Below are 21,929 nucleotides of genomic sequence, written 5' to 3'. Positions count from 1 at the left end.
TGGTATCTAAAACTTCTTGAATAGAGTTATTTACCGTTTCTTTGATAGCTTCGTATTGCCCTTTCAGGTCAACCATTTGGATTTTTTTCATCAATAAATAGATTAAATAAGTTTTAAATTTAAAGAAAATAGGCAAATTTCTATACTAATTTCTTCAAACTGAATACAAAAATAGTTATTTAATGAGTTATATCAATGAAAATTCTATAAAGTGATGTATTTTAGCGCCACAAATTACAATCAATGTTATTTATATATAATTTAATCGTTGTTTTGGCCGATTTAATTTTAAAAATCGTGGCGCTTTTCAGCAAAAAAATTAAACTTTTTGTTGAAGGTAGAAAGTCCGTTTTTAATGTATTATCAAATAAAATTAAGTATTACGATAAAACAATTTGGTTTCATGCGGCTTCATTAGGTGAGTATGAGCAAGGGTTGCCAGTTATGGAACGAATGAAAAGTAGGTTTCCAAATCACTTGATTGTATTGACTTTTTTTTCGCCATCGGGTTATGAAGTTCGAAAAAATAACACCATTGCCGACGTTACTGTTTATTTGCCTTTGGATACCCAATCGAATGTAGAACAATTCATGAAAATTGTTCGTCCCGATATGGCTTTCTTTATTAAATATGAATATTGGCCAAATTACTTAAATGCATTACAAAATAGGGAAATTCCAACGTACTTAATTTCTGGTATTTTCAGAGAAAAGCAAGTCTTTTTCAAATGCTATGGCGGTTTTTACAGAAAAGCTTTAGATGCATTTGAACATTTTTTTGTACAAAATTCAAGTTCTAAAGAGTTGTTATTAAAACTTGGGAAAACGAATGTAACTGTTTCTGGTGACACCCGTTTTGATCGAGTTTTCGCAATTTTAAATCAAAACAACCAATTGGATTTTATTGAGAAATTTAAAGATAATTCCCTTACAGTAGTGGTAGGAAGTTCATGGCCAAAAGACGAATCGTTATTGGTAGATTACATCAATTCGTCCAATAATGTTAAATTTATTATTGCTCCACATAACATAAATAAAGATCAGATTGCCGATTTAAAAAATCAAATTTCTAAAAAAACCATCTTGTTTTCTTCAATTAATTTCAATGTTTTGGAAGCTTCAAAATTGGCTGAACACGATGTTTTAATTATTGATACAATTGGTATTTTGACTAAAATATACAGTTATGCTGATATAGCCTATGTGGGTGGAGGCTTTGGAAAACCTGGTGTTCATAATATTTTAGAACCTGCTACATTTGGTGTGCCAATAATAATTGGACCGAATTACAGTCATTTTGCGGAAGCAACCGCATTAGTAAAAATGGAAGGCTGTACTTCAATAAGTAACCAAGAGGAGTTGAACGAGACATTTGACAAATTATTACAAAATTCAGACATTCGCCTTGAAAAAGGACATATTTGTAGCACCTTTGTAGAAATGAATAAAAATGCTACAGAAATCATAATGAATTATATTATTCAGAAAAAAACTAACTAACAAATAATTAAAAATGAGACATTTAAAATTACTACTATTATTTTTTGTAATTCAAGTTCAAGCGCAACAAGGCGGAATGTGGATTCCTTCGTTATTACAGGGAATGAACGAAAAAGAGATGAAAAATTTAGGCATGAAAATGACTGCCGCCGATATTTATTCAGTAAATAAATCTAGCTTGAAAGATGCTGTACCGCATTTTAATGGTGGATGTACTTCTGAAGTTATTTCTCCGAAAGGATTATTGTTAACCAATCATCACTGTGGATTTGATGCTATTCAAAATCACTCTACAGTAGATCATGATTATTTAACAAATGGTTTTTGGGCATATAAAATGTCGGAAGAGTTGCCAAATGAAGATTTGGTGGTGACTTTTATTGTTAAAATTGAAGATGTCACTTCGAAAGTATTGGAAGGTACTGCATCATTGGCAACTGAATTGGAAAAACAAAAGAAAATTCAAGAAAACATTACTTCACTAAGTAATTCTTTACCAAAGGAAAGCTGGCAAGAAAACAAAATCAGAACTTTTTATGAAGGAAATCAGTATATGCTTTTTGTTACTGAAACATTTAAAGATGTTCGTTTAGTAGGTGCTCCACCATCGTCAATTGGGAAATTTGGTTCGGATACCGACAACTGGGTTTGGCCAAGACATACTGGGGATTTTTCTTTGTTTAGAATTTACGCTGACAAAAACAATCACCCAGCTAGCTATTCAAAAGATAACGTTCCTTATACTCCAAAACACTTTTTACCAGTTTCATTAGATGGTGTAAAAGAGGATGATTTTACATTGGTTTTTGGTTACCCAGGAAAAACAAATGAATATTTACCGGCAGTTGCAATTGAGCAAATCGTAAAAGAATTAAATCCAGCAAAAATTGAAATCCGTGACCAAGCTTTGAAAGTTGCAGATGGATTTATGAGAAAAGACAACGCGATCAAAATTCAATATGCTTCAAAGTATGCAAGTATTGCCAATTATTGGAAAAAATGGATTGGGGAAACACAAGGGTTAACAAAATCGAATGCCGTTGAAATCAAAAGAAAGCAAGAAGTTGTTTTCCAAGAAAAGGTTGTAAAAGCAGGAAAAAAATCGGAATATGGAAATTTACTTACCGATTTTGAAAAATACTATACTGAAATTAAATCTTATGCGTTAGCTAGAGATTATTTTTCAGAAGTGGCTTTAAGAAATACAGAGCTTTTGAGTGTTGGATATAAATTATACCAATTAGAACAAGTATATAATTCTAAGGGAGAACAAGCATTTAACGATAGAAAAAACAATTTGATTGCAGGTTTAGCCGATTTTTATAAAGATTTTAATGCTAATGTGGATCAAAAAGTATTTGAGAAATTGATTCATTTATATTCTACAAAATCCCCTAAGGAATTTATACCAAATAATTTAAGCAACATCAATGCTATTGAACTTGCAAATGATGTTTATGGAAATTCAAAATTGGTAAATTACAGCACAATTAAAGAGCTACTTTCAGGTGATTCAAAAACAGTTTTAGCAAATTTAAATACTGATAAGGGTTTTATTGTTATTAAAAGTATGGCCGATAAATTCTTGAAGGAAGTTGCGCCTAAATATGATGAAATCAATTTGAGAATTACCGCTTTACAAAGAACTTACATGAAAGCGCAATTGGAGTTAAATAATGGTTCTAGAATATTTCCAGACGCAAATAGCACTTTGAGAGTTACCTATGGGAAAGTGAAAGGTTATGAACCAAAAGATGCTACGATTTATACTCCGGTAACTTATTTAGATGGGGCTATGGAGAAATACATTCCGGGTGATTACGAATTTGATGTGCCAGCAAAATTAATTGACTTATATAAAAAGAAAGATTACGGTCAATATGGTGAAAATGGTAAAATGCCTGTTTGCTTTATTGGTACAAATCACACTACAGGTGGAAATTCAGGAAGCCCGGCTATTGATGCAAATGGAAATTTAATTGGTTTGAATTTTGACCGTGTTTGGGAAGGAACAATGAGTGATATTTACTATGATCCTAGCATTTGTAGAAATATAATGGTTGATATTCGATACGTTTTATTCATAATTGACAAGTATGCTGGTGCAAATAATTTAATTGAAGAATTGAAATTAGTACACCCTAAGAAAATTAAAACGCTGAAAAATAAGTAATTAGCCTTTAAATTAAAATTTTTAATGATTTTTAAATGATTTTTAATTTTTGGCACAGTAATTGTTAAATAAATTAACAGTTGCAAAATATTATTTTTTTGAAAAAAAATTAAAAAATAATTTTTACTATTAAAAAATTTATATCTTTGCTCCGAATTAATAATTAACCTTTTATAACTAAGTAAGATGAAAAAAGTACTTTTAAGTTTAGCATTTGTTGCTGTTTTAGCAACTGTATCTTGTAAAAAAGAAGAAGCTGCTGCTCCAGCAGAAACTCCAGCAGTAGAAGCTCCGGCTGATACAACTGCTGCTCCAGCTGACACAACTGCTGCTCCAGCTGATGCTGCTGCACCTGCTGAAGCTGCTCCAGCTGAAGCTGCTCCAGCTACAAATTAATTAGATACAATCTAAGAATTTGAAAAGCCACGCAATGCGTGGCTTTTTTTTATTTCTACAATTAGATTAATCAGTAAAAAGAACTTCATTTAAAGTGAAATCTAGAATTTCAGCTTTGTGAGCGTAGTCCTTAATTTCATTGATTCCTTTTTCCAATAATAATTCTGTATTGTATTTTCTACTGGTTGCAAAATGAGTATTCTCTAAAATAATTTTAAAATAATACTTGCCTCCCGATGATTTTTCTTTTTCAAAAACAACAAAATCAATTGCGTTTTTAAAATACTCTATTCCTTCCTCACATTCAAATTTTAGTTCGTATCGAAAACTGGTAAATATTGCTTTCCCTTTTCTAGAAGTGAAAACAAATTTATAATAATCGTCAAATCTTTTACTGATCACAAAAGCACCCATTTGATTTTAGATTTAAGATTTATGAATTTAGATTTATGGTTTAAGACTTGTGACCAATTTTAAACTTAATAAAATAAAAAAAGCTCCAAACCTAAAGTTTGAAGCTTTTTAGTACTCAGAGCGGGACTTGAACCCGCACGAACATTGCTGTTCACTGGATTTTAAGTCCAGCGTGTCTACCAATTTCACCATCCGAGCATTAAACTTTACAATGTTATATTCTAATTTTTAAAAAAAATTAATTAAATATAGCACCATCCTAGCATTTTCAATCTAATGTTATATTCTAATTATATAAATAAAATTAATTTAATATAACACCATCCGAGCGTTTATGATGTTTGAGCGAAAAACGGGGCTCGAACCCGCGACCTCGACCTTGGCAAGGTCGCGCTCTACCAACTGAGCTATTTTCGCATTTCAATTTTTACAAAGAGCTGCTTTACTTGTTCTGTATTACGCACCTAACTTTTATTTACAAAGCCGTTCGTTGAACTTGTTTGCGGAGGCAAATTTAATACAATTATTCAATTACACAAGCCTTTTTTTTAAAAAAATAAAGCCCTCGTTTTAACCTTCTGATAACGTTACCTTTAAACTAAAAATATCTTATTTTTTAGTCAACATTCTTTTGATTTCATTGAGTTTCATCATCGCCTCAATTGGAGTTAACGTATTTATATCTAAATTTAAGATCTCTTCTTTAATTTCTTCTAATAAAGGATCGTCTAGATTAAAGAAACTCATTTGCATTTCTTCTTTTTCTGATTTTATTCCAGCTAAAGCATCGCCGGAATGGTCTTTTTCTAGTTTTTTAAGTAATTTTTGCGCTTTTAAAATTACAGTTTGTGGCATTCCAGCCATTTTAGCTACATGTATTCCAAAACTATGAGCGCTTCCTCCTTTTACTAATTTTCTAATAAACAGAACGGTATCTTTTAATTCTTTAACAGAAACATTGAAATTTTGAATTCGAGGCAACAACTCACTCATCTCATTCAATTCGTGATAATGCGTTGCAAAAAGAGTTTTCGGTTTCGATGGGTGTTCGTGCAAAAATTCGGCGATTGCCCAGGCAATAGAAATTCCGTCATAAGTACTGGTTCCTCTTCCAATTTCGTCTAACAAAATCAAACTTCTATCAGATAAATTATTCAATATCGAGGCTGTTTCATTCATTTCTACCATAAAAGTAGATTCACCCATCGAGATATTATCTGAAGCCCCTACTCTGGTAAAAATCTTGTCGATAATTCCCATTCTAACTTGGTCTGCTGGAACGAAACTGCCCATCTGAGCGAGTAATACTATCAATGCAGTTTGGCGTAAAATTGCCGATTTTCCCGACATATTCGGACCAGTAATCATAATTAATTGCTGGGTTTCACGATCTAAATAAACATCGTTTGCAATGTAAGGAGTACCAACAGGCAATTGTTTTTCAATTACAGGATGGCGACCATTTTTAATATCCAATTCAAAGGTTTCATCTAATTCCGGGCATACATATTTGTTTTCAATCGCTAACTGTGCAAAAGAAGTCAAGCAATCCAACTGCGCCACTAAATTGGCGTTAAGCTGAACTTGTTTTATATAAGTGGTAATCCAAGCAACTAATTGTTCAAATAATTCTGACTCCAACTTATGGATATTCTCTTCGGCACCCAAAATCTTAGACTCATATTCTTTTAATTCTTCAGTGATATAACGTTCGGCATTTACTAAGGTTTGTTTGCGAATCCAGTCAGACGGTACTTTATCCTTATGAGTATTTCTAACTTCAATATAATAACCAAAAACATTATTAAAAGATATTTTTAAAGATGAAATCCCAGTATTCTCCGATTCTCGTTTCTCAATTCCTTCTAAAAAATCTTTTCCTGAAGTTGAAATAGATCTTAATTCGTCTAATTCAGGATTTACACCTTTTGCTATTGCATTCCCTTTTGCAATAGCAACTGGCGCATCTTGATTTAAAGTTGTTTTTATTTTTTCGCGGAGCAATTCACAATCATGTAATTTATCACCAATTACTTTAACCGCTTCTTGTGGACTTTCCAACGCTATTTTTTTTATTGGAATAATTGCGTCTAAAGATTCCTTTAAATAAACCACTTCTCGAGGCGAAACTTTTCCTGTAGCTATTTTTGAAATTAATCGTTCCAAATCAGAAATTTGCTTGATTTGATGTTGAATTTCTTTTAAAACACCTTGATTTTCTTTTAAGTAAGAAACAACTTCGTGGCGACTTTTAATTCGATTGATATCTTTTAACGGTAATGCCAACCAACGTTTTAACAACCTTCCTCCCATTGGCGAAAGCGTTCTATCGATAACATCCAATAATGTGACTGCGTTTGGATTATAACTGTGATACAATTCTAAATTTCTAATTGTAAATCGATCCATCCAAACATAGGCATCTTCCGCAATTCGCTGAATTGAAGAAATATGTTGTAATTTATTGTGTTGCGTTTCCGAAAGGTAATATAAAATAGCTCCAGATGCGATAATGCCTTCTGGCAATTCTTCAATTCCAAATCCTTTTAAAGATACCGTTTGAAAATGATTGGTTAGGGTTTCAAATGCATAATCTTCCTTATAAACCCAGTCTTCTAAATAAAAATTATGATATTCTTCTCCAAAGATTTCTTTAAAATCGTTTCTATTATTTTTAGGAATTAAAACTTCACTTGGATTAAAATTTTGCAATAATTTATCAATGTAATCTTCAGTTCCTTGAGCTGTTAAAAATTCACCTGTAGAAACATCTAAAAAGGAAATTCCAATGGCTTTTTTACCAAAATAAATGGATGCCAAAAAATTATTCGTTTTAGAATGTAAAACCTCATCATTCATTGAAACTCCCGGAGTAACCAGTTCCGTAACGCCTCTTTTGACAATAGTTTTAGTCGTTTTAGGATCTTCTAGTTGGTCACAAATGGCAACTCGAAGTCCTGCTTTTACCAATTTTGGCAAATAGTTGTTTATAGAATGATGTGGGAATCCTGCCAAGGCAGTTTCTGTTTCTGATCCCGCACCTCTTTTTGTAAGAGTAATTCCAAGTATTTTTGACGCTCGAACCGCATCTTCTCCAAAAGTTTCATAAAAATCTCCAACACGAAACAGCAAACAAGCATCAGGATATTTCCTTTTGATCTCGTTATATTGCTTCATTAACGGGGTTTCTTTAACTTCTTTTTCTTTAGCTGCCAACGTAAAGTATTTAATAAATGGATGTAATTTTTTCTAAAAGCGAATTTAATTATTTTTAATCTGAAATTGGGCGTTTCGAAAATTAATTTAAATTTAAGATAATTTTATATCCAGAATTGATTTTTTTCTTTAGATTTGTTCGATAATTAAATTAAAATTAAAATGAAAAAGATATTTTTATTTGCGATGTTAACCGTTTTAGGGGTTACTACTTCTAATGCTCAAGATTCAAAAAAAGCTAAAGGTTCTGCAGTTACTAAAACAGTTCCTGCAAAGTTAGAAGGTGCAGGAATGGTTTTCGAAACTGAAACTATAGATTACGGAACAATTGAACACAACTCTGATGGTGCGCGTAAATTTGTTTTTACTAATAATGGTAACAAACCATTAATTATTACAAATGCCCAAGGATCTTGCGGTTGTACAGTTCCAACTACTCCAAAAGAACCAATCGCGCCAGGAGGAAAGGGTGAAATTGGTGTAAAGTATGCTACAGACAGAGTTGGTGCTTTTACAAAAACAGTTACTGTAAGTTCTAATGCTGAAGGTCAACCTACAAAAGTTTTAACAATTAAAGGAACTGTTTTACCAGATCCTACAACAGCTACTCCAGTAGTACCAAAAAGCTAAATATATTTTAAAATATAATAAAAGCTTCCTTTATCAGGGAGCTTTTTTTTTGAACCTTGAATAAATTATGCGTAAACTAGAAAACAGTGAATTAAATAGAAAATCAATTAACGATTTTAAAGATGCCACCAAAACTCCTTTAATAATTATACTTGACGACATTCGAAGCTTGAATAACATTGGGTCAGTATTTAGAACCTCGGATGCTTTTTTAGTTGAAAAAATATTTCTGTGCGGGATTACAGCAACTCCACCTAATAAAGAAATTCATAAAACTGCATTGGGCGCAACTGAAACTGTATCTTGGGAATATTCTGAAAATGTTCTTGAAGTTATAGAAAAATTAAAATCAGAGGGAGTAAAAGTCTATGCAATTGAACAAGTTGAAAGTTCAATATTCTTACAAGATTTTGAAATTGAAAGTGATCAAAAATACGCTTTAGTTTTTGGCAATGAAGTTTTTGGGGTAGCTCAAAAAGCTGTAGAAATTTGCAACGGAACGATAGAAATCCCTCAACTAGGAACCAAGCATTCTTTAAATATTGCTGTTAGCGCAGGAATTGTAATTTGGGATTTTTTCAAAAAAATGAGGTGATTTAATTCTCTATTATTTTTATAATTTCATCCAAAATATAAACATAATCACTTTGATTTTTTACAAAATCTCTGTCGGATACATCTATAATTAAAACGTTTAAATTGGTTTGAGAATTGATGTAATCCAAATACCCTTTATTGATTTTATCCAAATAATCAGCAGGGATTTCTTGCTCGTAACTTCTGCCTCTTCGTTTTATATTTAGCAATAATCGATCAGTATTTTGATACAAATAAACATACAAATCAGGTTTCGGCATTTCTTTATAAATAATATCAAACAACGTTTTATAGAGTCTGAATTCGTCCTCCTGCAAAGTTACTTTTGCAAATATTAACGATTTAAAGATGTGGTAATCGGCAACAATAAAGTCTTTAAATAAGTCAAATTGTGCTAAATCATCAGACAATTGTTGGTATCTATCAGCTAGAAAAGACATTTCCAAAGGAAAAGCATACCTATTTTGATCTTTATAGAATTTTGGTAAAAACGGGTTATCGGCAAAGCGCTCAAATACAGTTTTTGCATTAAAATCTTGGGCAATTTTTTCTGCAAGTGTTGTTTTTCCAGCGCCAATATTTCCCTCAATCGCAATATAATTGTATTGCTGTAGCTGGTATTTTTCTATTGGCAAATCCAAATCAGAAATTACTTTACAACTGCTTTTATCTTCACAAATGGCTATCAATTCTTGAGTTGATTTTTGAAAAATTGGATGTAAATATTCTAATTGTAAGTCACACATTGGCATTAATACAAACAACCGCTTTTCCATTTGCGGATGCGGAACCACTAAAGTTGCAGAATTTATAATGTCATTTTCAAAACTGATAATATCAATATCTATAGTTCTAGGATGGTAACCTTCTTTTGAACTTCTAATTCTACCCAGTTTTTTTTCAATTTTTAAAAGTCCTGACAATAGCTTTTGAGCTGATTTATGGGTGTGAATTGCAATTGCACAATTGTAAAATGAGTCACTATCAAAACCCCAAGAAGGAGATTCATATAACTTTGAAACTGAAAACACCGTTCCAATCTCCAATTGAATCAATTGAATGCATTTTTGAATGTTTTCAAGACGATTGCCTTGATTACTTCCTATCGATAAAATGGCTTGATTTTGGACTTTCATATTAACTGCAAATTAACAAAAGAAAATGAGAATAAAACTATATTTGCAATGAGTGTTAATAAATTTATTTGTGTTTAAAACATATACTCCATTTAACCTCGTTATAGTATCAACTCGATTTATATTATTCTAAAATAAACCCCATGAAAAAGAAAATTCTAAAAATTACTGGAGTAACTTTACTATCAATAATCGCTTTACTATTTGCAATTCCCTATTTTTTCAAAGATCAAATCAATGCAAAAATTTTGGAATCTATAAACAATAGCGTTGATGCTAAAGTGTCTTTCGTTGAAGCCGATTTGAGTTTGCTAAAGAGTTTTCCCCAAGCAAATGTTACAATTGAAAAATTAAGTATTGTAAATAACGCTCCATTTAAAGGGGATACGCTGGTTTATTTAGGAGAATTAAACTTAAAAATGTCGGTCAAAGAATTATTTAAATCTAAGGAAGAGGCAATCAATATTGAAGCAATTTCTTCAAAAGACGGCTTGATAAATATCATTTTCAATAAAGATGGTATTGGAAACTTTGACATTGCATTAAAAAATAAAGAGGCAGATAAAAGTAAAAGTAAGCCGCTGTCATTAAAAATAAAGGAATACTCGATTGAGAATTACACCTTCCAATATTTTGACGAAAGCTCAAAAATCAGAATGAAATTAGACAGTTTGTACCATTCTGGAAGCGGGGATTTTGCTTCCTCAAAATTAGATTTAGTTACAAAATCAGCTGCGAATGTTAGTTTGGATATGGACAAAATCAATTACATGAAAAAAGTACCAGTAACATTGGATGCTGTTTTAGGAATTGATTTAGAAAAAAGTAAATACACCTTTAAGGAAAACAAAGCGCATATAAAGAAATTGCCATTAGAATTTGATGGTTTTATACAAATGGTTGCAAGTGGACAAAATTATGATCTGAAATTCAAAACACCAACTTCATCATTTGAGAATTTCTTAGGTTTGGTTCCTTCAGGATATTCTGGAAGTATAAAAGAGGTGAAAACAACTGGTGAATTTACAGTCAATGGATTTGCAAAAGGATTATTTTCGGACACTACAGTACCAAAATTCAACATCAAAATTGCCTCAAATAATGCTTCATTTCAATATCCAAACTTACCAAAATCGGTGCGAAATATTGTGATTGATACTAAGATAATCAATGAAACCGGTATATTGAATGATACTTATGTAAATTTAGATAAAATTTCTTTCAAGATTGATCAAGATGCATTTGAAGCTAAAGCAAGTATCAGAAACATTACAAAAAATGCTTTAGTTGATGCGTCGTTAAAAGGAAAAATTAACTTGTTTAATTTATCAAAAGCATATCCAATTAAAATGGACAAACCGCTTTCAGGGATTTTAAAAGCGGATTTGAAAACGAAATTTGACATGGAATCGGTTAATAAAAGTCATTATCAAAATATCGATAATTCAGGAACAATCAGCTTGACTGGATTTAATTATTCTGATGAAAAAGGAAAGAAAATGGCAATTTCAAGCGCAATTGTTCAATTTAATCCGAGTCGAGTTAATCTTCAAGAATTTAAAGCAACTACTGGAAAAAGCGACATTAATTTGTCAGGAGTTTTAGATAATTTTTATGGTTTTCTGTTTAAAAAACAAGAGCTAAAAGGAAATTTCAATTTGAGTTCAAATCAAATTGCAGTTTCGGATTTTCTAACTTCCGATGAAGATAAAAAAGAAAATACTGCAGGTTCAACTATGAAAATTCCTAGTTTTTTGAATTGTACATTAACAGCTAAAGCCGATAAAGTACTTTATGATAATTTGACTTTAACGGCCGTTTCAGGAAAATTAATTATCAAGGATCAAAAAGTAACAATAGAAAATGGAAAAACTTCAATATTTGGAGGCACTATTTCATTTGACGGAAGTATATCAACGAAAGAGAAAACTCCTAATTTCAAAATGGAATTAGGGATGAACCAAGTTGATATTCAGCAAACGTTTACGCAATTGGAAATGATGAAAAAAATTGCTCCGATTGCTGGAGTAATCAATGGAAAGTTAAATTCAACCATAAATTTGTATGGCAATTTAGATTCTAAAAGCATGACTCCAGAATTAAATACACTTTCTGGAAATTTAGCAGGAAAGTTAGCTTCTACTTCTTTAAATCCTTCCAATTCAAATGTGTTGAAGAGTTTGGGCTCCAATTTAAAGTTTCTTGATTTACAGCAATTAAATTTGAACGATGTGAAAGCCAATTTAATTTTTAAGAATGGAAAAGTTGAAGTAAGCCCTTTTGATGTAAAATATCAAGAAATAAAAGCTACTATTAACGGAACCCATGGCTTTGATCAGGTGATGAATTACAATATCAAAATGGATGTTCCTGCAAAATATTTAGGAAGCGAGGCCAATAAATTAATAGCTAAATTATCTACTTCCGATGCCAATAAAATTGAAAATATACCTGTAAATGCTATATTAACAGGAAGTTTCAAAAGTCCGAAAGTAACCACTGATATGAAAAGTGCAGTTACAAATTTGACCAACCAATTAGTGAAACAGCAAAAAGATAAATTAATAAATCAAGGTAAAAACACTTTGAAGGATCTGTTAAATGGATCTAAAAAAGATACTACAAGCAATCAAAAAGAAGATTTAAAATCGAAAGCAGAAGGATTATTGAAAGGTTTATTCAGAAAGTAATTACACTTCAATCCTAACGATATATCCTTCATTACTTCTAATATTGAAAACTGTGCCGTCTTCAAAGATTAGATATTGACCTTTAATTCCAGTCAATTTTCCGCTATAATTTGGGGTTTTATCTAGACTTAAACTACTTATTTTTGAAGGATATTCCAGAACTGGGTAATTCATTTCATACAAATCGTTTTTCTCTAAATGAAAATATTCTTGAACTTCGTTTGGCAATAACGACTGAAGTTTTTCACGTTCTTTAATTAAATCAGTGAAAACGATATCATTGGTTAGCATTTTACGCCAATTGGTTTTATCAGCAAAATGACTTTTTAGCGCTACTTCGGTAATTCCAGCCAGGTATCGATTGGGAACTTCAACTATTGAAATGGCTTTTTCGGCACCTTGATCAATCCATCGAGTTGGAACTTGCGTTTTACGCGTAACCCCTACTTTCACTTCACTTGACAAAGCTAAATAAACAATATGAGGCTGTAATTGAACTTTTTCTTCATAAGCTAAATCTCGGTCTTGAATTCCTAAATGAGCAGTACTTAATTCAGGCTTCATAATCCAATCACCAACAGCGGGACTTGAGAAAAAACAATCATAGCAAAAACCTTGACGAAAAATTTTCTTCTTTTTTCCACAATTCAAACATTGAAAACCAACAAAATTGATCTCAATATTTTTATCCAATAATTGATTCATATTTAGAAAACTATCTTGGAAAATCAAGAAATATTGAATTGGATTTTCAAACTGTGTTTGCATTTTATTTAGAACGCCTTCGTATGTCATTATTGAAAAGTTTAAGGTATAAAGTATAAAGTTCCGTAAAATTTGCTATTTTTGGTAAAGTTAGCATTTGTTTACCGTTTAACAAATCTAAAAAGTCGAAAACTAAATCTAAAGTTGAAATGCCAATTTCTATTATCAATTCATTTGCCTCTTGGGTTTTAAAACAGCGCATTCACCAGATTGAGCTTTTTTTAAAATACCCAAATGAAGTACAAGAAGATTTGCTTTTTAGTTTAATTCGATCGGCAGAAAAAACCACTATCGGAATAGAATACGGATATGATTCAATTAAAACGTATGCCACTTTTATTGAACGCGTTCCTATTTCAACCTATGAAGATTTACAGCCTTTAATTGAGAGAACTCGGTTAGGAGAACAAAATGTATTTTGGAATACTCCCGTAAAATGGTTCGCAAAATCAAGTGGGACAACCAATGCAAAAAGTAAATTTATTCCTGTAAGCAATGAAGCTTTAGAAAATTGTCATTACAAAGGCAGTAAAGATTTATTGTGCATGTATTTGAATAACAATGAAAATTCAGGACTATTTGTAGGAAAAAGTTTACGATTGGGAGGAAGTTCACAAATATATGAGGACAATAATACTTTTTTTGGTGATTTATCGGCAATACTAATTGAGAACATGCCAATTTGGGCTGAATTTATAAGTACTCCAAGTAATAGAATTTCCTTAATGAGTGAGTGGGAAACGAAAATTGCAGCAATTATCAATGAAACAAAAAACGAGAACGTAACTAGTTTTGCTGGAGTTCCTTCGTGGATGTTGGTTTTACTTAATAAAGTACTCGAAGAAACAGGAAAATCAAATTTATTGGAATTATGGCCAAATCTTGAGGTGTATTTCCATGGAGGAGTAAATTTCGATCCATACCGAGAACAATACCAAAAAATAGTACCTAACTCCGATTTTAAATATTACGAAATTTACAATGCTTCCGAAGGATTTTTTGCTATTCAAGACAGAAATGATTCTAATGAATTATTGCTAATGTTGGATTATGGAATTTTTTATGAATTCATTCCAATGGATGTTTTTGGAACTTTAAACCAGTATGCAATTCGCTTGTGCGATGTAGAATTAAATAAAAATTATGCTATTGTGATCACAACAAATTCTGGTTTGTGGCGCTATATGATTGGAGATACCATCCGATTTACCTCATTAAATCCATACAGAATTAGAGTTACAGGAAGAACAAAACACCATATCAATGTTTTTGGCGAAGAGCTAATGGTTGAAAATACCGACCGAGCAATTGCTAAAGCGTGTCAAATCACCAATACGGAAGTGGTGGATTATACCGTAGCTCCTATTTTCATGAAAGGTAAAGAAAAAGGAGCGCATGAATGGATGATTGAATTCAAGAACAACCCTTCAGATGCGGCTGGTTTTGCAAAAATTTTAGACGAAACGTTACAAACTTTAAACTCAGATTACGAAGCCAAGCGGTATAATAATATGACTTTAAATCAGTTGAAAATAAATATTGCTCGTCCGAATTTATTTTATGATTGGCTGAAAGACCAGAACAAATTAGGTGGCCAGAACAAAATTCCAAGATTATCAAACCAAAGGGATTATTTAGAAAAATTAAAGGGAATGTAGATTATAAAATAAAAACCGTCTTATAATTGACGGTTTTTTTATTTAAGACGCTATTTCTAAGCGTTTCAGTAAGTTTTTACTCAAAGTATGTTGTGCATATTCTTTATCGATATCCAAGGTTTTTTCGTCAGAACTTGGTAAATCATACATCGCATCGGTAAGAATCGCTTCGCATAACGAACGCAATCCACGAGCGCCTAATTTATATTCCAAAGCTTTATCTACAATAAAATCTAGTGCTTCATCTGAAATATTGAATTCCACTTCGTCCATTAAAAACAACTTTTTATATTGTTTAATTAAGGCGTTTTTCGGCTCAGTTAAAATAGCACGCAACGTTTCTCTATCCAAAGGATCCATGTGGGTTAAAACTGGTAAACGACCAATTATTTCTGGAATCAAACCAAAATCTTTGATGTCTTTTGGAATAATATATTGCAACAAATTGTCTTTATTGATAGTATCAGCATTTTTTGAAGAACTATATCCGATCGCTTGACGGTTCAATCTTTTGGAAATTATTTTTTCAATTCCATCAAAAGCACCTCCGGCAATAAACAAAATATTTTGAGTATTTACTTCAACGAATTTTTGGTCGGGATGTTTCCTACCTCCTTTTGGTGGCACATTTACAACAGTTCCTTCTAGCAATTTTAATAACGCTTGTTGAACTCCTTCGCCAGAAACATCACGAGTAATTGAAGGGTTATCACCTTTACGAGAAATTTTATCAATTTCGTCAATAAAAACAATTCCTCTTTCGGCTTTAGCCACATCATAATCGGCAGCTTGTAGAAGGCGCGTTAAAATACTTTCAACATCTTCACCAACATATCCAGCCTCTGTTAATACCGTTGCATCAACAATAGCCAAAGGAACATCAAGCATCTTTGCAATGGTTTTGGCAACCAATGTTTTTCCAGTACCTGTTTGACCCACCATGATAATATTGGATTTTTCAATCTCCACTTCATCTTCAACTTCTTGTTGCATCAATCTTTTATAATGATTGTAAACTGCAACCGCCATTACTTTTTTGGTTTGGTCTTGACCAATTACGTATTTATCTAGAAATGCACGAATTTCTTTTGGCTTTCTAAGTACTAAATCGCCAATATTCGTTTTTACATTAGATTTTAATTCCTCAACCACAATGCCATTTGCTTGCTCAATACATTTATCACAAATGTGCGCATCAATTCCAGCAATCAATAAATTGGTTTCTGGTTTTTTTCTTCCACAGAAGGAACATTCTAATTTTTCTTTTGCCATTTTATATTGTTTAAAGTTTAAAAGTTTAATGTTTAAAGTTACTCAGCAACCTTAAACATTAAACCTTAAACTTGTAACTTCCAATCTTATCCTCTTCTCAACACTTCATCAATCATTCCGTACTCTTTAGCTTCGTCGGCTATCATCCAATAATCGCGTTCTGAATCCATGTGTACTTTTTCAAAAGATTGTCCTGAATGTTTAGAAATTATTTGATATAATTCGTCTTTTAGCTTTAACATTTCACGCAAGTTGATTTCCATATCGGTTGCAACTCCTTGTGCTCCTCCTGAAGGTTGGTGAATCATAACTCTTGAATGAGGTAATGCAGAACGTTTTCCTTCAGCACCTGCACACAATAAAACAGCTCCCATTGAAGCAGCCATTCCGGTACAAATTGTAGCTACGTCAGGCTTAATGTATTGCATGGTATCATAAATTCCTAAACCTGCATACACACTACCACCTGGAGAATTGATATATATTTGAATGTCTTTTGAAGAATCTGCGCTTTCCAAAAACAACAATTGTGCTTGTACGATATTTGCAATTTGATCGTCAATTCCTGTTCCCATGAAGATAATTCTATCCATCATTAATCTAGAAAAAACATCCAATTGAGAAACGTTTAAATGACGTTCTTCAATAATATATGGAGTCATCCCTTTTGGTGTCATTGCATTTACAAGTTTGTCGTAATACAAATTATTAACCCCTTGATGTTTTGTAGCAAACTTCTTAAATTCTTTCCCGTAATTCATTTTTTTAATATTAATTAGTTTAAAATAATGTCTAGATTCGTCACAAAGTTAATGCAAAGCATTAAATAAAAGAGTGCCAAAAAAATAAATTTCTGACACTCAAATATAATTCTTTTTTATTGTTTATCAAATGAAAACTGACTAATCTAGAATTTATTCTCCGTAGAAAGCAGCTATAAATTCAGGATAAGTAACTTTCTTTTCTTTAGCATTTGCTTTTTCTTTGAAAAGAAGTAATAATTTTTCACCAACCACTTGATCAGAAAGTTTTTTAACTTCTTCTTGGTTTGCCAATACTCTAGCTACAATTCCTTGAACTTCTTCATCTGTTGGGTTCATTTGTCCGAATTGCGCCATTTGTTGTCTGATTGACTTGGCTGTAAATTCTTTCAAATCTTCAAATGTAACTTGGATATTCGACTGACTTAATGCTCTTCCTTCAATTAATTGGTAACGCAATCCTTTCTCCGATTTTTCGTATTCAATTGCTGCTTCTTCAGCAGATAATTTTTTCTCACCAACAGTTTGCAACCATCTTTTCAAGAAATCAGCTGGTAAGTCAAATTTGGTATTTTCAACCAAGAAATTAGTTACATCAGCTAATAATTTTTGATCTGCTTGTTGTGCAAATTGCAACTCAGCATCTTCTTTTATTTTAGCTTTTAAATCCGCTAATGTAGAAACGGCTCCTGGTCCGAAAAGTTTATCAAATAATTCTTGATTCAATTCTGCCAATTCCGTTCCATTGATATTTTCGATAGTAAAATCAACGTCAATTGCTAAACCATGAACATCATCGTGACCTACTTTCATTACATCCATCAATTGATGATCGTCGTCAAAAAGGCCTTTTGTATTAACAGTAACAACGTCTCCGACTTTTTTACCTACAAATTTCGCACCTGTTTTCTTATCTTTAAAAATAGAAATATTAAAAGTATATTGAGAATTAATTCCTTTTTCTGTATTGGTAAAAGTTCCAGAAATATCAGAACTTTCTTCAATTACAGTTTGAGGAATTGGAGTACCAAATTGTTTTTGAATACGAACTACTTGCTCGTTAATTAACTTATCGTCAGCCGTGACAACATATTTAATAATATTGTTTTTAGCTTCTAGATCTAAGTCAAAATTTGGAACTAATCCAATTTCATATTCGAATTCCAATTCTTCATCATCCCATGGAAAATCAGGATTTTCTTTTGCTAATGGAGTACCAAGAAGATTCAAACGCTCAGACTGAATGTATCTTTCCAAAGCCAACTCAACTACTTTTTTTACTTCTTCAATTTTGATTGCTCTTCCGTATTGTTTTTCAACTAAATCTCTAGGCACAGCACCTTTTCTAAACCCTTTTACTGTTGCCAATGGCATTTTTTCATTGATTCTTTTTTGTACTTGCCCTTTGTAATCCATGTGAACTACTTTCAAAACAATTACTTCATTTACAGCATTTATTGCTACTCTTTTGATATCCATTTTCTTTCTTATTTTCTTAATAAAATTGGGTTGCAAAAATATAATTTTTTTACGACCTAAACAAGTTTAATAAATCTGATAATCATTAATCCTATTTGCTTTTAAAAAAATCGTTAAAAAAGCACCGATTTGTTTCTTACATTAACTTAATATAGTACTTTAGTGGCTCGAAAAATAATTCAATTGAACACCTCGTTTTCATTCAAAATTTTTAATTCTACCTCTGAATTTCCTGATAATTGGAATGATTTTTCTACGAATAATATTTTCTTTTCAAAAGAGTATCTACATATTTTAGAAGTTTCTTCACCTAATAACATTTCAAGTAATTTCATTGGACTTTTCCAAAATGAGAAATTAGTTGGTGTTGCTTTAACGCAATTCAATAATTTGAGTTTGGTGAATTCTTATGGAGAAAGAGATAATTGTATTAAAAACAAAATTAGAACTGTTGTGTTCAAAAATTTTAGTTCCAATGTACTTATTGTGGGTAATAATACTTTAACTGGGCAAAATACGTTTTGTTTTTCAAAAGAAATTCCTGCTAAAGAATTAGTGAGTTTACTTTATAAAGCGGTCGAGGAATTGCAAAAACAAATTGAGAAAAATGGTCAAAAAGTTCACTTAGTTATTTATAAAGATTTTCCTGAATTTCAAATTCCATTATTTGAATTACCCGAATTTAGTTCGTTTTACAAATTCACTACACAGCCTAACATGCTATTTTCAATTAAAGACCATTGGCATACTTTTAATGATTACATAGCAGATTTAAGTAAGAAATATCGAGACCAATTTAAAAGGGCTCGTAAAAAATCGGAAGGTATTACCAAACGTAAATTTTCATTAGAAGATATCGGAAATTATAAAGATAGAATTATTGAATTGTATTTAAATGTTGCCAAAAAGGCTCCTTTCAATACTTTTTTTCTTAATGAGGATCATTTTGAGATTTTCAAAAAAGCCTTGAATGACAAATTTTTATTTTACGGTTATTTTAAAGATGATACATTAATAGGCTTCAATACTTTGATAAAAAACGGGAAAGACATTGACACGTATTTTCTTGGTTACGATGAAAAATGCCAACGAGAAAGAATGTTGTATTTGAATATGCTTTACGATATGATTGGTTATTCTATCAATAAAGGTTTCAAAAGAATTGTTTTTGCTCGAACAGCTTTAGAAATAAAAAGTTCTGTGGGTGCTAATCCTGAGGACTTACATGGATTTATGAGACACAACAATCGTTTAATCAATTTATTTATCCCTAAATTATTTCACTATTTTGAACCTAAAATTGAATGGATAGAAAGAAATCCTTTTAAGTAAACTATAGGTTATCAATTTCTTCCTGAACTACTTCCCAATCAAAAAGTAATTGTTCTAAATCGGTTTTCTTCTTATTATAAGCAACGAAAAAATCGGCGTTTTCAACATGTTTATCATAATTTGAAGCTACCATTTTATCGTCATTTTGAATGTCTATTTCCAATTGTTTAATTTGACTTTCAATTTTACTTAAACGGTTATAAAGTGCCTTGTTTTTCTTCTGGTCTTCATAGGAAGCTTTGTTGTTTTCCTTAGCTGGATCTTGTTTTGCAACGTCCTTTTTCTCCACTTCACGCATGTTTTCCAAATTGCGTTGTTCAAGGAAATAGTTTACATCACCCAAGTATTCTTTGATTTTTTGGTCTTTAAATTCGTAAACCAAATTAGACATTCCTTGAAGGAAATCCCTATCGTGAGAAACCAATAATAACGTGCCTTCATATTTTTGCAAAGCTGCTTTAAGTACATTTTTAGATTTAATATCCAAGTGATTCGTAGGCTCATCCATCACTAAAACATTGATTGGTTGCAGCAATAATTTACATAAAGCCAATCGGTTTCGTTCTCCTCCAGAAAGTACTTTTACCTTTTTTTCTACGTCATCACCACGGAATAAAAAGGAACCTAACATGTCACGAACTTTAGATCTATTAGTGTCATTAGCAGCGTCCTCCATAGTTTGAAGCAACGTTATTTCGCCATCTAAATATTCCGCTTGATTTTGTGCAAAATAGCCCACTTGTACGTTATGACCTAATTTTATAGATCCTTGAAACTCAAATTCGTTTACAATTGCTTTTATAAAAGTAGATTTTCCTTGACCATTTTGGCCAACGAAAGCAATTTTACTACCACGCTCAACTAAAAGGGAAATATCTTTTAAAATTGTTTTATCACCGTAACTTTTAGTTACATTTTCAGCTTCAATAACGACTTTTCCTGGGACTTTTGACACCGGAAAAGAAATATTCATCACCGAATTATCATCCTCATCAACTTCAATTCGCTCTACTTTGTCGAGCTTTTTAATTAGAGATTGCGCCATTGAAGCTTTGGAGGCTTTAGCGCGAAACTTTTCAATTAGCTTTTCTGTTTCTTCAATTTTCTTGGCTTGGTTTTTTTGGGTAGCCAATTGTTTCTCTCGAATTTCGTGACGTAATTCTAAATATTCAGAATACGGCTTATTGAAATCATACGCTTTCCCTAATGAAATTTCGATAGTTCTATTGGTAACATTATCCAAAAACATTTTATCGTGTGAGACAATTACGACCACTCCAGGATAATTTCTAAGGAAACTTTCTAACCAAATGATACTTTCAATATCCAGGTGATTCGTAGGTTCATCGAGTAACAAGACATCATTAGATTGTAATAATAATTTTGCCAATTCAATTCTCATTCTCCAACCACCAGAAAAAGTTTCGGTTTGGTTATTAAAATCTTCTCTTTTGAATCCTAAACCCAATAGAATTTTTTCGGTATCACCCACATAATTATAACCTCCTAATAATTCAAATCGATGGGTATAATCGGATAAATCTTCAATAATTTGGCTGTATTCCTCACTTTCATAATCGGTTCTGGTTACCAATAAATGGTTTATTTGCTCCAGCTTTTTCTCTACGGTTTTAATTTCTGTAAATGCTTCATAGGCTTCTTCCAAAACCGTTCTTCCGTGTTCAAAATCGATATCCTGACGAAGAAAACCCAACTTCACTTCCTTTTCTTGTGAAATTACACCCGAATCCGGAGCAAAATCTCTGGCTAATATTTTCAACATGGTAGATTTTCCAGCACCATTTTTCCCCACCAAACCCACTCGATCACCAGCACCCAAACGAAAGGTCACTTCTTCAAATAAATAAGTACCTCCAAAAGAAACCGATAAGTTGTGTATATTAAGCATT

Annotated in this window: 16 protein-coding genes and 2 tRNA genes; 8 read left to right on the top strand and 10 right to left on the bottom strand. The window is 31.7% G+C overall.

What is annotated here, in order from left to right; translation table 11 throughout:
- The first annotated feature begins 243 nt into the window (after positions 1-243).
- The 3 genes from AC9UFV_RS03605 to AC9UFV_RS03595 all read left to right on the top strand — a co-directional run bounded on the left by AC9UFV_RS03605 (position 244) and on the right by AC9UFV_RS03595 (position 4,069).
- Positions 244-1,500, top strand: a complete 1,257-nt coding sequence (locus tag AC9UFV_RS03605; RefSeq protein ID WP_509572857.1) for a 3-deoxy-D-manno-octulosonic acid transferase — start codon at positions 244-246, stop codon at positions 1,498-1,500.
- 13 nt (positions 1,501-1,513) lie between these two features.
- Positions 1,514-3,673 (top strand): S46 family peptidase, encoded by a 2,160-nt coding sequence (locus AC9UFV_RS03600; protein WP_509572855.1) that lies wholly within the window; start codon positions 1,514-1,516, stop codon positions 3,671-3,673.
- A 186-nt stretch (positions 3,674-3,859) separates the two neighbouring features.
- Positions 3,860-4,069 carry a hypothetical protein gene (locus tag AC9UFV_RS03595; protein ID WP_509572854.1) on the top strand — a complete coding sequence of 70 codons (210 nt, stop codon included), beginning with the start codon at positions 3,860-3,862 and terminating at the stop codon, positions 4,067-4,069.
- A 66-nt stretch (positions 4,070-4,135) separates the two neighbouring features.
- Here the strand turns inward: AC9UFV_RS03595 and AC9UFV_RS03590 are convergent, their stop codons facing one another.
- The 4 genes from AC9UFV_RS03590 to mutS form a co-directional block, all read right to left on the bottom strand.
- Positions 4,136-4,483: a YegP family protein gene (locus AC9UFV_RS03590; RefSeq protein WP_509572852.1), complete on the bottom strand. Its 348-nt coding sequence runs from the start codon at positions 4,481-4,483 to the stop codon at positions 4,136-4,138.
- Positions 4,484-4,595: 112 nt separating this feature from the next.
- Positions 4,596-4,681: transfer RNA gene (locus tag AC9UFV_RS03585), tRNA-Leu, on the bottom strand.
- 146 nt (positions 4,682-4,827) lie between these two features.
- Positions 4,828-4,900 (bottom strand) — tRNA-Gly (locus AC9UFV_RS03580).
- Between the two features lie 192 nt (positions 4,901-5,092).
- The gene (gene mutS / locus AC9UFV_RS03575; RefSeq protein WP_509572850.1) at positions 5,093-7,699 is read right to left on the bottom strand and encodes a DNA mismatch repair protein MutS; all 2,607 of its coding nucleotides are present in this window, start codon (positions 7,697-7,699) and stop codon (positions 5,093-5,095) included.
- Between the two features lie 162 nt (positions 7,700-7,861).
- Between mutS and AC9UFV_RS03570 the strand changes: the two genes are divergently transcribed.
- Together AC9UFV_RS03570 and AC9UFV_RS03565 are read left to right on the top strand one after the other, a co-directional pair.
- Positions 7,862-8,329 (top strand): DUF1573 domain-containing protein, encoded by a 468-nt coding sequence (locus AC9UFV_RS03570; protein WP_509572848.1) that lies wholly within the window; start codon positions 7,862-7,864, stop codon positions 8,327-8,329.
- Positions 8,330-8,396: 67 nt separating this feature from the next.
- A complete protein-coding gene (locus AC9UFV_RS03565) occupies positions 8,397-8,924 on the top strand; it encodes an RNA methyltransferase (protein ID WP_509572846.1) in 528 nt (175 codons plus the stop codon).
- A gap of 1 nt (position 8,925) precedes the next feature.
- Here AC9UFV_RS03565 and folK read toward each other — a convergent pair whose 3' ends face one another.
- Positions 8,926-10,062 carry a 2-amino-4-hydroxy-6-hydroxymethyldihydropteridine diphosphokinase gene (gene folK / locus AC9UFV_RS03560; protein ID WP_509572844.1) on the bottom strand — a complete coding sequence of 379 codons (1,137 nt, stop codon included), beginning with the start codon at positions 10,060-10,062 and terminating at the stop codon, positions 8,926-8,928.
- A gap of 143 nt (positions 10,063-10,205) precedes the next feature.
- Between folK and AC9UFV_RS03555 the strand changes: the two genes are divergently transcribed.
- Positions 10,206-12,752 (top strand): AsmA family protein, encoded by a 2,547-nt coding sequence (locus tag AC9UFV_RS03555; protein WP_509572842.1) that lies wholly within the window; start codon positions 10,206-10,208, stop codon positions 12,750-12,752.
- Here AC9UFV_RS03555 and AC9UFV_RS03550 read toward each other — a convergent pair whose 3' ends face one another.
- Positions 12,753-13,547 (bottom strand): DUF2797 domain-containing protein, encoded by a 795-nt coding sequence (locus AC9UFV_RS03550; protein WP_509572840.1) that lies wholly within the window; start codon positions 13,545-13,547, stop codon positions 12,753-12,755.
- A gap of 119 nt (positions 13,548-13,666) precedes the next feature.
- Here AC9UFV_RS03550 and AC9UFV_RS03545 point away from each other — a divergent pair, with 119 nt between their 5' ends.
- The gene (locus tag AC9UFV_RS03545) at positions 13,667-15,175 is read left to right on the top strand and encodes a GH3 auxin-responsive promoter family protein (RefSeq protein ID WP_509572837.1); all 1,509 of its coding nucleotides are present in this window, start codon (positions 13,667-13,669) and stop codon (positions 15,173-15,175) included.
- Positions 15,176-15,217: 42 nt separating this feature from the next.
- Here the strand turns inward: AC9UFV_RS03545 and clpX are convergent, their stop codons facing one another.
- The 3 genes from clpX to AC9UFV_RS03530 all read right to left on the bottom strand — a co-directional run bounded on the left by clpX (position 15,218) and on the right by AC9UFV_RS03530 (position 18,687).
- Positions 15,218-16,447: an ATP-dependent Clp protease ATP-binding subunit ClpX gene (gene clpX, locus AC9UFV_RS03540; protein WP_509572835.1), complete on the bottom strand. Its 1,230-nt coding sequence runs from the start codon at positions 16,445-16,447 to the stop codon at positions 15,218-15,220.
- An 86-nt stretch (positions 16,448-16,533) separates the two neighbouring features.
- The gene (gene clpP / locus AC9UFV_RS03535) at positions 16,534-17,208 is read right to left on the bottom strand and encodes an ATP-dependent Clp endopeptidase proteolytic subunit ClpP (RefSeq protein WP_509572833.1); all 675 of its coding nucleotides are present in this window, start codon (positions 17,206-17,208) and stop codon (positions 16,534-16,536) included.
- 153 nt (positions 17,209-17,361) lie between these two features.
- Positions 17,362-18,687, bottom strand: a complete 1,326-nt coding sequence (locus AC9UFV_RS03530; protein WP_509572831.1) for a trigger factor — start codon at positions 18,685-18,687, stop codon at positions 17,362-17,364.
- Between the two features lie 162 nt (positions 18,688-18,849).
- Here AC9UFV_RS03530 and AC9UFV_RS03525 point away from each other — a divergent pair, with 162 nt between their 5' ends.
- Positions 18,850-20,019 (top strand): GNAT family protein, encoded by a 1,170-nt coding sequence (locus AC9UFV_RS03525; protein WP_509572829.1) that lies wholly within the window; start codon positions 18,850-18,852, stop codon positions 20,017-20,019.
- 1 nt (position 20,020) lies between these two features.
- On the opposite strand, the gene AC9UFV_RS03520 is transcribed toward AC9UFV_RS03525, so the two are convergent.
- Positions 20,021-21,928, bottom strand: coding sequence for an ABC-F family ATP-binding cassette domain-containing protein (locus tag AC9UFV_RS03520; RefSeq protein ID WP_509572827.1), 1,908 nt, complete (start codon positions 21,926-21,928; stop codon positions 20,021-20,023).
- Between the last annotated feature and the right edge of the window lies 1 nt (position 21,929).

This window comes from Flavobacterium sp. (genome assembly GCF_044349645.1).
Taxonomy (GTDB): domain Bacteria; phylum Bacteroidota; class Bacteroidia; order Flavobacteriales; family Flavobacteriaceae; genus Flavobacterium.
This window is presented reverse-complemented; position numbering and strand designations above follow the sequence as displayed.